This window comes from Pseudomonas sp. LBUM1670 (genome assembly GCF_059695695.1).
In genome coordinates, this window is sequence record NZ_CP166783.1 from 3194211 (window position 1) to 3206898 (window position 12688).

General features: G+C 59.5%; 12 protein-coding genes. 7 read left to right on the forward strand and 5 right to left on the reverse strand.

Features of this window, described 5'->3' with window-relative positions; genetic code table 11:
- The first annotated feature begins 44 nt into the window (after window positions 1-44).
- The 5 genes from ACA073_RS14405 to ACA073_RS14425 all read left to right on the forward strand — a co-directional run bounded on the left by ACA073_RS14405 (window position 45) and on the right by ACA073_RS14425 (window position 3583).
- A complete protein-coding gene (locus ACA073_RS14405; RefSeq protein WP_497397081.1) occupies window positions 45-410 on the forward strand; it encodes a cupin domain-containing protein in 366 nt (121 codons plus the stop codon).
- A gap of 53 nt (window positions 411-463) precedes the next feature.
- Window positions 464-1123 (forward strand): helix-turn-helix transcriptional regulator, encoded by a 660-nt coding sequence (locus ACA073_RS14410; protein ID WP_497397083.1) that lies wholly within the window; start codon window positions 464-466, stop codon window positions 1121-1123.
- Window positions 1124-1208: 85 nt separating this feature from the next.
- Window positions 1209-2030 carry a molybdenum cofactor biosynthesis F family protein gene (locus tag ACA073_RS14415; protein WP_497397085.1) on the forward strand — a complete coding sequence of 274 codons (822 nt, stop codon included), beginning with the start codon at window positions 1209-1211 and terminating at the stop codon, window positions 2028-2030.
- Window positions 2023-2823 carry an SDR family NAD(P)-dependent oxidoreductase gene (locus tag ACA073_RS14420; protein WP_497397087.1) on the forward strand — a complete coding sequence of 267 codons (801 nt, stop codon included), beginning with the start codon at window positions 2023-2025 and terminating at the stop codon, window positions 2821-2823. The genes ACA073_RS14415 and ACA073_RS14420 overlap by 8 nt, the downstream gene beginning before the upstream one ends.
- Window positions 2816-3583 carry an SDR family oxidoreductase gene (locus tag ACA073_RS14425; protein WP_497397089.1) on the forward strand — a complete coding sequence of 256 codons (768 nt, stop codon included), beginning with the start codon at window positions 2816-2818 and terminating at the stop codon, window positions 3581-3583. Before ACA073_RS14420 ends, ACA073_RS14425 begins: the two co-directional genes overlap by 8 nt.
- Before the next feature lie 63 nt (window positions 3584-3646).
- Here the strand turns inward: ACA073_RS14425 and feaR are convergent, their stop codons facing one another.
- The 3 genes from feaR to ACA073_RS14440 form a co-directional block, all read right to left on the reverse strand.
- Window positions 3647-4609: a transcriptional regulator FeaR gene (feaR, locus tag ACA073_RS14430; RefSeq protein ID WP_497397091.1), complete on the reverse strand. Its 963-nt coding sequence runs from the start codon at window positions 4607-4609 to the stop codon at window positions 3647-3649.
- Window positions 4610-4727: 118 nt separating this feature from the next.
- On the reverse strand, window positions 4728-5312 hold the full coding sequence (locus ACA073_RS14435; protein ID WP_497397093.1) for a DUF3156 family protein: 585 nt from the start codon (window positions 5310-5312) through the stop codon (window positions 4728-4730).
- Window positions 5293-6792 (reverse strand): APC family permease, encoded by a 1500-nt coding sequence (locus tag ACA073_RS14440; protein WP_497397095.1) that lies wholly within the window; start codon window positions 6790-6792, stop codon window positions 5293-5295. The genes ACA073_RS14435 and ACA073_RS14440 overlap by 20 nt, the downstream gene beginning before the upstream one ends.
- A gap of 300 nt (window positions 6793-7092) precedes the next feature.
- Between ACA073_RS14440 and ACA073_RS14445 the strand changes: the two genes are divergently transcribed.
- A complete protein-coding gene (locus tag ACA073_RS14445; RefSeq protein ID WP_497397097.1) occupies window positions 7093-8421 on the forward strand; it encodes an alginate export family protein in 1329 nt (442 codons plus the stop codon).
- Between the two features lie 178 nt (window positions 8422-8599).
- Here ACA073_RS14445 and ACA073_RS14450 read toward each other — a convergent pair whose 3' ends face one another.
- Window positions 8600-9556 (reverse strand): p-hydroxyphenylacetate 3-hydroxylase reductase component, encoded by a 957-nt coding sequence (locus ACA073_RS14450; protein ID WP_497397099.1) that lies wholly within the window; start codon window positions 9554-9556, stop codon window positions 8600-8602.
- Window positions 9557-9624: 68 nt separating this feature from the next.
- Complete coding sequence (locus ACA073_RS14455; protein WP_497397101.1) at window positions 9625-10794, reverse strand: p-hydroxyphenylacetate 3-hydroxylase oxygenase component; 1170 nt, start codon at window positions 10792-10794, stop codon at window positions 9625-9627.
- 272 nt (window positions 10795-11066) lie between these two features.
- On the opposite strand from ACA073_RS14455, the gene ACA073_RS14460 reads away from it, so the two are divergent.
- Window positions 11067-12554 (forward strand): aldehyde dehydrogenase family protein, encoded by a 1488-nt coding sequence (locus ACA073_RS14460; protein ID WP_497397103.1) that lies wholly within the window; start codon window positions 11067-11069, stop codon window positions 12552-12554.
- Window positions 12555-12688 lie beyond the last annotated feature (134 nt).

The window sequence follows — 12688 nt, forward strand, 5'->3', positions numbered from 1 at the left end:
GCGCTTTGCCCTTTCTTCTTTTTTACTCATCAGGAGCAACTGCCATGACCCTTGTTACCCTCAAGAAAGACATCCAGCTGTCCGAACTGGACGCCTGGGGTACTGTCGCCGACATCGGCTCAGAAATCCTCGAAGGCGAAGTCAAAGCCTTCGGCAAAATGACCTTTGGCGCGCCGACCGATCCGGTCAGCAGTGCCTATTTCGGCACCACCCAGGGCAAATTCCGGATGGTCTATCCGTTCGCCGAGCAAGCCACCGTGGTGACTGGCGAAGTAGTCCTGACCGACGAGTCCACCGGCCAGAGCACTCGCTACAAGGCGGGTGACAGCTGGTTCGTGACCAAAGGTACTCCGGTGCTCTGGGAGGTGGTCAGCGAAAGCTTCGTCAAACACTACTTCGCTGTCGTCTGATCGATTCCGCTGCCGGCTCCACCCGGCAGCCCTTTTGGCGAGGGTTAACGACCATGAACGCCATCCCTGCACAGGAAGTCGCCGGCCATTGCCTGCAGGCTTTCACTCAACTCGTTCCCGCCAGTCAGGCGGCGTTCTACTGTGTCGACCGACAACTGCAAGCCCGTGATTTCCGGTTGCACGGTATGAGCGGTGAGATGCATCGCGACTACCTGGACAACTACCGGCAATTCGACCCGCTGCAACCGCGCAATTGCCTGTCCAGTGGATTGGCCGTGGTGCCGCTGGGTTTTGCCATGGCCCGGCAGCCTCGACGGGACAATCAACGTTATCGAGATTTCCTGCTGCGCTACGGGGTTGTCGATGTCGTGGAAATCCTCGCCCATCGCGCCGGCCAGCCTCAGGCTGCGATCTCGCTGTTGCGCACCGCCGAACAAGGGGTCTTCACCAACGACCAGTTAGCCCGGCTCAACGCCTTGCAGTCCTTGCTGCAACTGGCCGTCGCGAACATGCAACCCGTCGAAGACCTGCTGACCGGTCTGACGCCCAAGGAGCGTCAGATCGCCTTGTTGTTACGCCAGGGCGCCAGCAACAAGCAACTGGCCCAGGAACTGGAAATCGGCCTGCCGACCATCAAGACCCACCTGATCAACCTGTTCCGCAAGACCGGTGTGAGTAGCCGCACCGAGCTGGTGGGGACACTGTTTCTCTAACCCGGCTCAACCATCCGGTTGATAGGCGAGTTCTTCTGCGAACCGCATGCTCCAGAGTGTTATTTCACACAACTGGAGCATTGCAATGACGACACAATCCGACTGGATCACCGTTGGCGCCCTGGCCGACGGCTTCGCCCCAGAAGCGTTCATCCTGCCGAACCTGGCCGACCTGAATGGCAAGACCTTCACGCTGAACTTCGCCAATGGCTGGCAGATCGAACATCGCTTCCACGTCGAAACGCTGTCATGGACTGCCGCTGACGGTCACTCAAAGGGTACTGCAAACTATCGTGCAACTTCGGTGCGGCCCGGTCTTTACCTGGTGGATTTCATCAAGCGCGAGGACGATCAAGCCTGGTCGGTGAGCCTGGTACTCGACACCGCCAGCGCTTCGTTCACTGCCGTGATCGGCCGCATGCCGACCCAGGAGCAAACCCGTGAAGGGCTCTACAGCCGAGCCCTGGCGGGTAAAAACCTGACATCGGTCGAGGTCGACTTTTTGCATGGCAGTCTTGATCGTCCGTGGCAGGAAGGCCAATGCCCTCACGCACCAACCACCGAACTGACCGGACTGCGCAATAGGTATCGCTATAGCCCGAGCGAAGTCTACGAGCACATCTACCTCAACGATCAATTCTATGCCTGGCAGTGCCTCAAAGGCGTCGAGCAAGGCCTGTGCGACACCGACCGCTGCCACTACTACAAGATCGCCGATCAGCTGTACCTGTTCGTCTGGCGTGAAAAGATCATCCCGACCCTCGGTCTGGTACTGATCGACCTGCAACAACACCGCAGCGACGGCAAAATTTTCGGTTATGCCGGGTCGTCCTTCGATGAGCTGTCGAACTTTCCGATCAGTTCTTACTGCGAAGTGCTCAACCGCACGGAGTGTCCCGATGCCTGAGCCACGCACCGTCGTTATCACCGGTGCCGGAACGGGCATCGGTGCCGCCTGCGCCCGACTGTATGCTGCCGAAGGCGCCAATCTGGTATTGATCGGCCGCCGTCGCGAACCACTGGAGCAGGTTGCCCGGGAAACCGGTGGCCTGGTTCTGGTCGGCGATGCTGCCTGTCCAGATACGTGGGAAGGTTTTGTGGTGCAGATTCGTCAGCGTTACGGCCGGCTCGATGTGCTGCTGGCCTGTGCCGGCGGCCACGGTTTGGGCAGTGCCAGCCAGACCAGCCCGCAAACCTGGGAAGCGGCGCTACGCAGCAACCTCGACAGCGCCTTCTACAGTGCTCGGGCCTGCCTGCCGCTGCTACTGGAAAGTGCCGGCAACATCGTGCTGATCGGTTCCATTGCCTCACTAGCGGCAGGGCCCGAAGTCTGCGGCTACACCACGGCCAAGCATGCGCTGCTCGGTCTCAACCGATCGCTGGCCAGGGATTACGGACCGCGCGGCGTGCGAGTGAATGCCGTGTGCCCGGGCTGGGTGCGCACGCCGATGGCCGATCAGGAGATGCAGCCACTGATGGATTTTTATGGCGAGACACTGCAGCAAGCCTATGACCGGGTCTGTGCCGACGTGCCATTGCGGCGACCAGCCAGTGCCGAAGAGATCGCCAGGGTGTGTCGCTTTCTGGCCTCCAGCGAGGCCTCGATCATCACCGGCGCGACCCTGGTGGCCGACGGTGGTTCGAGCATCGTCGATGTGCCGACCCTGGCCTATACCCATATGGAGCAGCCTCATGTCTGAAGACTTGAATTTCAGCGGTCGCACCGTACTGGTGACTGGCGGCGCTCAGGGTATTGGTCGCGCCATCGTCGAAGCCTTCGCCATGCGCGGCGCGCGTGTGTTGATCGCCGACCTGCTGCTGCCCCAGGCCCAGGCGCTGGCCATCGAGCTGTCCGGGCGAGCGTGTCAGGTCGAAGCCGTGTGCGCCGATCTGGCGGATGCCACGGCAGCGGTCAAACTGGTTCAGGCGCTGGAACAACGGTGGGGTCGGCTGGACATTCTGGTGCATAACGCCGGGTATTTTCCGCTGACACCGTTCGCCGAGATCACTCCGGCCATTCTCGACCGCACCCTGGCTGTAAACCTCTCGGCATTGTTCTGGCTGACGCAGGCGGCGTTGCCGATGTTCCGCCGTCAGGGTCAGGGCTGCGTGCTGGTGACTTCATCGGTCACCGGCCCTCGAGTGGCCTACCCGGGGCTGAGTCACTACGCGGCGTCGAAGGCTGGGGTTAACGGTTTCATTCGCAACGCCGCACTGGAACTGGCGGCCCTCAATGTACGGGTCAACGGCGTCGAGCCCGGCATGATCGCAACGCCAGCCATGGGCAATCTGGGGAATGACCAACTGAACGAGAGTATCGCCAGCCGAGTCCCCTTGGGACGGTTGGGCACAGCGGCCGATATTGCCGGAGCCATGCTGTTTCTGGCGTCGGATCTGGCGGCTTACATAACCGGGCAGACGCTGGTGGTTGATGGCGGGTCGACCTTGCTGGAGGTTTGAAAGCAGGCTGTCCATAATGAAGAAGGGGCTTTGGAAAGCCCCTTTTTCACATCCCTCAAAAACTCATGCCGCCCCCATCGCCTGCTGCAAATGACTGGACCGAAAATCCTTGGGCGATAGCTCGAACTGCTTCTTGAACGAGCGGCTGAAGTGTGCCGAATCGGTGAAGCCCCACTTGTAGGCAATGGAGGTGATCGATTCGCTGCGCAGGAACGGATTGGTCAGGTCATCGGCGCTGCGTTTGAGCCGGGCCCGTTGAATGTAGCGACAGACACTGTCGTCCTGTTCTTCGAACAACCGGTACAAATGCCGCACCGAGATGTTCAGTCGATTGGCCAGGCCCACGGGGCTCAGACCGGGTTGGGTCAGGGACTCATCAATGACTTTCTGGACATAACTGCGCAGGTTACTGCCCTGCAACGACGCGCTGTCGTCCCGCGAATCGTGATCCTGCTCTAATGCCGAGCCGAGCAAGGAAACAAAAGCACACTGCAGGGCCTCACCCTCGCCCACGGCACCCTCGCCCTCCAGGCTGTCTTTGCACAGCTGATCCATCAGCACGTGCAGCATACGCCCGCAGGCTTTGCTCGAGGAAATCTTGCCGAAGGTCCTGTGCTGACTGCCGAGCTGCTTGCACACTTCATTGCGTGACAAGGACAGGGACGCATGTTCAATGAGCCCGAACGGTGTGATTTCGATGGAACCCACCGAATCCATCAGCAACAACTCGCCAGGCGCCAGCTGAATGCTCTGACCGTTCTGCGAGATCTGGCAGTAGCCACTGCGCTGACTGACCAAGAAGCAATGCTGGTCGTTATCGTGGTCGGCGTTGGCTTTGGGACGCTTGATCAGACCCGCATTGGTGCGCAGGTTGGCCAAGGGCAAACCGCCGCGGGAAAACTTGGCAACGTTGCCAATGAACAGCGAGCGATTGAACGCCAGTTCTGTGTCGAAATGACCGCAAACAGCACTCAGATCCCGGGTCCAGGTCTCCAGCCCGTCTTGCACAATCTGTTGGACGCTCATGGTTGTCTCCACCTTGGCTTATTGTTTTTGTTACGCAATAGTTAACATGTTATCTATATGCGCGCAACAAGTACGTGTCTGCCAAAGTGGATAGCACTAATGATGCCAAAACCGCGGATCAGAGCGTGCGCAACAAACGATGCAATCGGCTCAACGCTTCTAGCAAGCAAGTGCGTTGATCACGGCTCAAAGCGATGTAGCGACGAAAGGCCGGCATCCGGTTGACCACCTCGCTACCGCCCATATGCTCTAGCCGAACGCACCACTGACGCTCTTGCAGATCGATGCGCAAGCGTTTGAAGTCCAACGGCATCAACGCCTGATACAGCGCGCTGTCCTCCTGCAATCCGGCTTGCAAATCGGTCAACAGCGCCGTGTCTCCAGTTCGTTGCCGGCAGCGGATTCCAGTCCGTCGAACGGCCCCGGTATGGTGCAGTTCGAAGCTCGCCATGCCCTCCCGAGAAGCAGGCACCCGGATCACGAACTCAGTCATGACCAGATGCATCAACAGCTGCGACTCGGTGCGCTCGACGATCTCCAGTTGCAGGCTGTCATTGTCCAGCGAAGCCCGGGCCGCCGTCGGCCCGGTCTGCTCGAAACTGGCAAGCCCCAGGTTGCGTCGCACATGCTCGAGGGTCACCCCTGGCCGGTAACCGGCCGGGGCGCGATGGACACTGAACAACTCAGACAGTTTTTGCAGCATGGTTGATATGCCCGTTGTGAGGGTGCCCAGGCTCATTGGAAAACTCCTTTGCCAGCACTTCTTCTACCGAAGCCGGCTTGAATGGATTGACCTTCTGCACGACTAACGTCCAGAACAGCGCATACGCCGCGGTGCAACCGAGCATCACGCCGAAAGGGATATAGATGTCCGCAGGATTCATGCCGGGCGGCGTGATAAACCACATGCCCAGCAGGATGCCGATGCTGGAGACAATCTGCGGCAGCGGGAAGAACGGCGAGCGATAAGCCCGGGGCAGATCGGGACGGCGGATCCGCAGGATCACCACCGACAGCGTCACCAGCAGATAGGCAAAACTCCAGGCACAAACCGCGGCCAGCACCAGGTGCATGATGTTGTCGGTGTTGCCGCCCAGATACAGCGCATGCAGGCAAGGAATCAGCATCACCACCAGAATGCACAGCAGCGGTGTCTTGAAGCGCGGGTGCAGATAGGTGAAGACCTTGGGCAACGCGCCGTCGACCGCCATGCCATAGAGAATCCGCGGCACCCCGGCCATCAGCGTATTGATGGTCGCCGCCCCGGCAAACAGGAAGCCGATACCCAGCCACATCGGCCCGACATGGCCCATCACCTGCTCGGCAAATTTTGGAATCGCCATCGGCGTATCCAACAGATGCACGCCGCTGGCGGCATCGAGCAATACGTTTTCCACCTGACGCTTCATCGCCGCGCCGTAGATGAACATGCACGCGGCCACGCTGAGCAAACCCAGAATCATCGCCTTGGGCATGACCTTGGCCGAGTTGCGCAGGTCCGGCGCCAGCGGCGTGACGAACTCGCAACCGACGAACATGAACATGGCCATGCCCACCAGCGACAGAATGGTGATCAGGTCAGTGCCGACTAACGACTCACCGAACCAGCCATCCAGTTGCACCGCTGGTGCGGCAATCAACCCCATTACGCCAAACACCATCAAGGTCGTCCACATACCGAAGGTCAGGATGATCTCGGCCCTGCCGAACGCGCTGACGCCGAAGGCATTGAGAATACCGAACACAATGACGAAACCCACCCCCAGCAACCAGGAACCGCCGGCCGACTCGGCCAGGGTGTTGAGGTGTTCGAAGTTCACCAGCGCCATGACTCCGGACAGGATGGTTTCAGCAGTGCCGGCAAACACATGGACAATCAGGTAGGCCGACAACGTGCCCGTGATCGCGAAGAAACGGCCCATCCCGCAATTGATGTAGTCGTAGACCGAGCCTGTGGTCGGCAGGATCGACGCGGCTTCAGCGAAGGTGGTCGCCTGGGCCAGCATCATCACCACCGCGATCAACATGGCCACCGCGAAGGCGCTGCCGCCAATGCCAAACCCCATGGTCGCGGTGAGAATCACCGGGCTGGCCATGATCAGGCCTATGGTGCTGGCTAACGCGGTCGGAAAACCAACGCTACCCCGTTTCAGATGCTGTGTGAGCCTGTCATTGATCGACATGGTGCGGATCCTCGAAAGCGGATTTCTTGGTGGATGTATCGAGCCGTTCAAGGCGCTGGCGACAAAACCCTCCCCAGCCAGTCCCTGATCGAAACGGCATCGTGTGCAGAATCACTTTGCGCCCCTCCCACCCCGAGCGTCTTGCCCATGTCTGCCGCCGGTTTTGTTGCTCCCTGCCAAGGTTCAGTGCGTGTCCGACAGGATCAATTCTCTGGCACGCAGGTGAAAGACTTCCCCTGTTCACGATAGCCCTAATGCGACCTCGATCTATCGGGCTGTCCAACAATGCTGGGGAAAACAATGAAGCAAACGTTGAAAACACGATCGCTGTCCAAGGCCGTTAGCCTGGGTATCGCGCTCTTGATCGCCGATTCGTCGGCCCAGGCCTACGAGCTGTATGCCGACGACGACACCAAAGTCACCGGCAACTTCCTGGCGGTCTACGGGATGTTCAACAGTCGCAAGAACTACGACGGCACCACTGGCGGTTCCAGCTGGCGCGAAGGTTTTATCAAGTATGGTTTGAGTGTCGATCAAACGCTAGGTGGCCTGGGCAGCGCCTACGGCACAGCCAATCTGGTCAGCTCCGGCACGTGGGGCGATGGCGATGCGGCGGGCATCACCGACGGTACGGAGCGCACCACCAAGTTTGACGAAGCCTTCGCTGGCTGGCGTTCTGGCGATTTGTTCCCGGTGCTTGGCAAGGATGGCGTGGACCTGTCGTTCGGCCGCCAGGTCATTACCCTCGGTGACGGCTTCATCATCAACGATGACGGCCTGAACCTGGGTAAAGGTGTGGCGGACGGCGAGTTCAATCGTGGCGGTGCCTATTACCTGGCGGCGCGTCATGCTTTCGACGAAACCGCGGTCATGCGGCTGGGCGGCAAAGAAGGCGTTCACGGCAGCCTGATGTGGATCAAGTCCGACAACCGCGCCCAAGCCAAAACCGAGATGGCCGCCAGCACCCTGGAATACACAGCTGCACCGGGGACATTGGGGCTGACCTACATCCACGGCATCGACGTCGATGATCACTTTGCCAGCGATTTCCAGAAACAACGCGATGGCATGAATATCTACAGCCTGCGGGGCGCTGGCAATGCCGGAATCGAGAACGCCCACTTCTCCTTCGAATATGCCTGGCAGGACAAGGACGCCGGCCCGGAAAAGGCCTGGTACACCGAAGCTGGCTACACCTTTGCCAACCTGCCATGGTCGCCCGACCTCACATACCGTTACAGTCGCTATTCGAAAGACTGGGATTCGATGTTCAACGGTGTCAACCGTGGCTACGGCACCTGGTTCCAGGGCGAAGTGGCCGGCAATTACGCAGGACCGTTCAACAGCAATGCCGCGATCCAGCATGTAGGGCTCAAGGTCAAGCCTATGGACCCGGTAACCGTCGGTGTGTTGTTCTTCGACTACAAGACCCTGCACAAAAGCGACGCGCTGAACCTCGATGGTCGAGAACTGGATCTGTATGCCGAGTGGGCGGTGAACGAACACCTGATCGTTACCCCGCTGGTGGGCCTGTACAAGCCAGACAAAGACGACAGCAACGGTGGCAACCAGGTCGGCGGCAATGGCACCAACGTTTACAGCCAACTGACCATAGCCGTCCCTTTCTGATGAATTAAGCGAACGCTGACTTTGTAGGAGCGAGCATGCTCGCGATGGACGCCAACGATAACGCGTAGTCTCTGGATACACGCGTCGTCCTGAAGTCCATCGCGAGCGAGCTCGCTCCTACAAATTATTAACTGACAGGCATTAGTCCCAGAGGAGCCGGAAAAAGATCGATGGGCTATCAGCAACGGCTGATCAGTTGCTTCAATACCGTTTTGAACGTTTCGATCTGATCCTCGCTGAAATCGGCGAACACCTTGTCCTGCTGCTCCCGGGCTATCGCCCAGAGGTCTTCCGTCTGATCGAGACCAGCATCAGTCAGCCGCACCCGACTGTCATCGTCATTGACCAGGCCTTTGCGCTTGAGGTTGGCTACCGCCTCGTCGATTTCCCGGACCGGCATCGCCACCTCCCGCAACAGCTCGTTCACGCTCAGGCCAGCGTCATTCTCCAGCACCATCAGCATTCGCGCCTCGCTGGTGCGCAGGCCGGTGGACAATTGCCGAGGCTGATAACTGGATTGATAGGCCCGCACCGCCTGAGTCATCAAGTAATACAGGTTGTGGCTGAGGCGTCCCTGAAAGTGGCTGCTCGGCGATTGGTTTTCGTCGCGTTTGGTCATGCGGGTATGGGGCAGGACCATGGAATAGGCGCCCTGATGATAGAGCAATGGCGAGCGGCCGAAATCGTCGAAGGCCACCACCTTACCGATCATGATCCAGTGATCACCACCGTCCACCTGCTGGTATTTCTCGCAGTGAAAACGCGCCGAACAATCGGCGAATACCGGCGAGCCGCCCTCGCCCGCCTCGAATTCGATCTCGGCGAAGCGATCTTCCTTGGGTCGAGCGAAGTTGTTCGAGAGGTCGATCTGGTCCGCGGCCAGCACGTTGACCGCAAAATGGCTGGCCTGCTCGAACACTTCGTGGCTGTTAGAGCGCTTGTCGATGCTCCACAGCACCAGCGGCGGATCAAGGGACACCGAGTTGAAGCTGTTGGCCGTGACGCCGACTTTGCGACCGGAAGCGGTGGCAGCGGTCACCACGGTCACTCCGGTGGCGAAATTGCCCAGTGCCCGGCGAAAGGCCCGTGGGTCGAACGTCGTTTCAGTGGCGGCGCAAGCGTTGTTCTCAGACATGCGAGACTCCCGGACTGCTTCCAGGAACAGTCCTGATTGTTGTTATGGGGGCTTTGTGACGGCGCTCGTCAGATCATGCTCGGATCGGGCTCCAGTCCCATCAGCTCGCGGCCGAGAATCTGTGCGCAGACGTCGTAGTCGGTGTAGGCATGAGCACCGGTCATGTGCGAGTCGCGGAACAGACGCTGCATCTCGTTATGCTCGAACCAGGCGTTGCCACCGGCGGCTTCGAACAGGCGGTCCACAGCCTGGATGCACATCTTGGTGGCATAGGCCTGATTGGTGCGCCAGAACGCCAAGGTCTCCCGGTTTGGGTAACGCTGCTGCTCACTGTGTTCGGCATGTTCCTGCCAGGTCTTCTCGAGAAAGGCGCGAGCGGCTGCCACCTGATGAGTCGACTCGGCCAGACGCATCAACGCCGGGGTCGCCGCGCCGACCGCCGCACCCGTATAGGCGCGCACGCGGGATTTGGTTTTTTCACGGAACACCTCCAGCATGCGTTCGGCAACCCCAAGGCTCACCGTGGAGAAACCGCTGGCGAAGTAAGGACGGTACGGCGAGTAGAAGATTTTGCTGTCCGGGTAGAGACCGAAGCCTTCGGACGTGCCTTCCATCATGTCCTTGGCTTTCTGGATCCGGTGTTCCGGCACCAGCACATTGTCGATGATCAAGGTCTTGGTGCCGCTGCCTTTCATGCCGGCGGCGAACCAGTCATCACGAATCTGGTAGTCGCTACGCGGCAGGACCGCGAAGCAATAGTCCTGAGTGCCCTCAGCATTTTTGCGACGGAAACCGACAATCGCCCACTCGGCGTGATCGCAACCGCTGCTCCAGCCCATCTCACCGCTGAACAACACACCGCCTTCGGTCTCTTCGGTGCGGCCAAACGGCGCGATGCTGCTGCTGGCCGTGGCATCCGGGTCATCGCCCCAGACTTCCTGCTGCAGTTTGGTCGAGAACAGCGCCAGTTGATGGCTATGCGTACACAGCAGGCTCATCGCCCAGGCAGTGCTGGCGCAAGCACCGGCGAGCATCGCAATGCAGTCGGCAAATTGTGGCAGCGATATTTCCATGCCACCGAAGTTGCGGGGCTGAAAAGCACGGTGCATGCCGATGCTTTTGAGCATTGCAATGTTCTCGTCGGGGACCTTGCGATCCTGCTCGGCCCGGAAGGCGTTGGCAGCGATGGCCGGCAGAATGGACTTGAGGTCTTCGAGCAGCGGGTTTGGCTTTTTCATGGACGGCCCTGCTTATTATTGGATGTCCCGTCATCCCTCCGAATCGAGGAACGGCGCTGGATGCAGGGCCAGTATGCGGCGAGCGATTCCAACGGAAAATGCAACTTCCAGAGCCAAGATTGTACTTTCCAGAGGCAACGCCCACGCCTGGCACTCAAGCGCACAATCGATCTGGCAGCCGCAGACATGCCCCGCGGCAGCCACAGTCAAGCCGACGCGGCCACCTTTGATTAACCTCGGGCTTTTCCCTTGTTCGCGACCAGGAAAACCCCATGAGCGATATTGCGCTGCTGCCTCAAGTTGAAGCCTTCCTCCGTCGTAGTCATGCGTTGTTTATCGACGGCGGCTACGTCCAGAGCCATTCCAGCCAGACGCTGGAGGTGACCAATCCAGCCACCGGCCAGGTCATCGCCCGGGTCGCCGACGCTGATTCTGTCGATATCGATGCGGCGGTGGAATCAGCCAATCGCGGCTTCAAGCATTGGTCCCAGGTCGCACCGGCGATTCGTGGCAACGTGCTGCTGAAACTGGCCGACCTTATGGAGCAAAACCGCGAAGAACTGGCGCAAATCGAAACGTGCCAGTCGGGCAAGATCATTCAGATTTCCCGGGCCTTCGAAGTCGATCAAGCCGCTCACTTCCTGCGTTATTACGCCGGCTGGGCAACCAAGATCAGCGGCCAGACCCTCACCCCGTCACTGCCCTCCTTCGACGGCGAACGCTATACCGCTTTCACTCTGCGAGAACCGGTCGGCGTGGTGGTGGGCATCGTGCCATGGAATTTCTCGACCATGATCGCCATCTGGAAACTCGCCTCGGCGCTGGTGACCGGCTGCAGCATCATCATTAAACCCAGTGAATTCACCCCGCTGACCATCCTGCGGATCGCCGAACTGGCTATTGAAGCCGGCCTGCCTGCCGGTGCGCTGAACGTATTGACGGGGGGTGGTCTGGTGGGCAAAGGACTGATCGAACACCCAGGCACGGACAAGGTTTCTTTCACCGGTTCGGTGCCGACCGGTATTGCCGTCGGCCAGAGTGCCATGGGTGCCGGGTTGACCCGCGCCACGCTTGAACTGGGCGGGAAAAACTCCGCGGGCTTCCTGCGCGATGTGGATCTGGACAAGGCCGTCAACGGCATCATCGAAGCCGGTTTCCTGCATTCCGGGCAAATCTGCGCCGCCGCCGAGCGTTTCTTCGTCCATCGCTCGCAGATCGAGCCGGTCATGGACAAACTGGCCCAACGCTTAAGCCAGCTGAACATCGGTTCGCCACTGGATGAGCGCACCGAGTTCGGCCCGGTGACCAACCGTCAACACCAATTGAAGCTCGAAGGTTTTTTCGCCAAGGCCCGTGCCGAAAATAACACCATCATCCACGGCGGACACCTGATCGATCGCCCCGGCTGTTATGTCGAGCCGACGGTGATCCTCGCCGACACCGTCAATGACACCCTGCTCAACGAGGAGACCTTCGGCCCGATCGCTACCTTTTTCCCCTACGACACCGAAGAAGAACTGCTGGAGCTGATGAACAACACACGCTATGGCCTGAGCGCCAGCCTCTGGACCAACGACCTGAGCAAGGCCCTGCGCATGGTGCCCGCCATCAAGGCCGGGACCGTGTGGGTGAACATGCACACGATGCTCGATCCGGCGGTTCCCTTTGGCGGCAACAAATCTTCAGGGGTAGGTCGGGAGTTTGGCAGTGCTTTTATCGATGACTACACCGAGCTCAAATCGGTGATGATTCGCTACTGAAAACGGCTGAACCGTGGCGCACTCGTCGGGTTGCAAGTGCTAACGTGATGGCACTGCAGGCGGTGCGCACGAAATGCCGGACGTCAGGTGCAGGGAAATGTGTGGTTGCTTATCCATTCAGGAAAAGCGGACTG

Bases quoted from the DNA above. Each gene is read 5' to 3' on its own strand.
- ACA073_RS14405 (WP_497397081.1), top strand. From the start codon at position 45: ATGACCCTTGTTACCCTCAAGAAAGACATCCAGCTGTCCGAACTGGAC.
- ACA073_RS14410 (WP_497397083.1), top strand. From the start codon at position 464: ATGAACGCCATCCCTGCACAGGAAGTCGCCGGCCATTGCCTGCAGGCT.
- ACA073_RS14415 (WP_497397085.1), top strand. From the start codon at position 1,209: ATGACGACACAATCCGACTGGATCACCGTTGGCGCCCTGGCCGACGGC.
- ACA073_RS14420 (WP_497397087.1), top strand. From the start codon at position 2,023: ATGCCTGAGCCACGCACCGTCGTTATCACCGGTGCCGGAACGGGCATC.
- ACA073_RS14425 (WP_497397089.1), top strand. From the start codon at position 2,816: ATGTCTGAAGACTTGAATTTCAGCGGTCGCACCGTACTGGTGACTGGC.
- feaR (WP_497397091.1), bottom strand. From the start codon at position 4,609: ATGAGCGTCCAACAGATTGTGCAAGACGGGCTGGAGACCTGGACCCGG.
- ACA073_RS14435 (WP_497397093.1), bottom strand. From the start codon at position 5,312: ATGCTGCAAAAACTGTCTGAGTTGTTCAGTGTCCATCGCGCCCCGGCC.
- ACA073_RS14440 (WP_497397095.1), bottom strand. From the start codon at position 6,792: ATGTCGATCAATGACAGGCTCACACAGCATCTGAAACGGGGTAGCGTT.
- ACA073_RS14445 (WP_497397097.1), top strand. From the start codon at position 7,093: ATGAAGCAAACGTTGAAAACACGATCGCTGTCCAAGGCCGTTAGCCTG.
- ACA073_RS14450 (WP_497397099.1), bottom strand. From the start codon at position 9,556: ATGTCTGAGAACAACGCTTGCGCCGCCACTGAAACGACGTTCGACCCA.
- ACA073_RS14455 (WP_497397101.1), bottom strand. From the start codon at position 10,794: ATGAAAAAGCCAAACCCGCTGCTCGAAGACCTCAAGTCCATTCTGCCG.
- ACA073_RS14460 (WP_497397103.1), top strand. From the start codon at position 11,067: ATGAGCGATATTGCGCTGCTGCCTCAAGTTGAAGCCTTCCTCCGTCGT.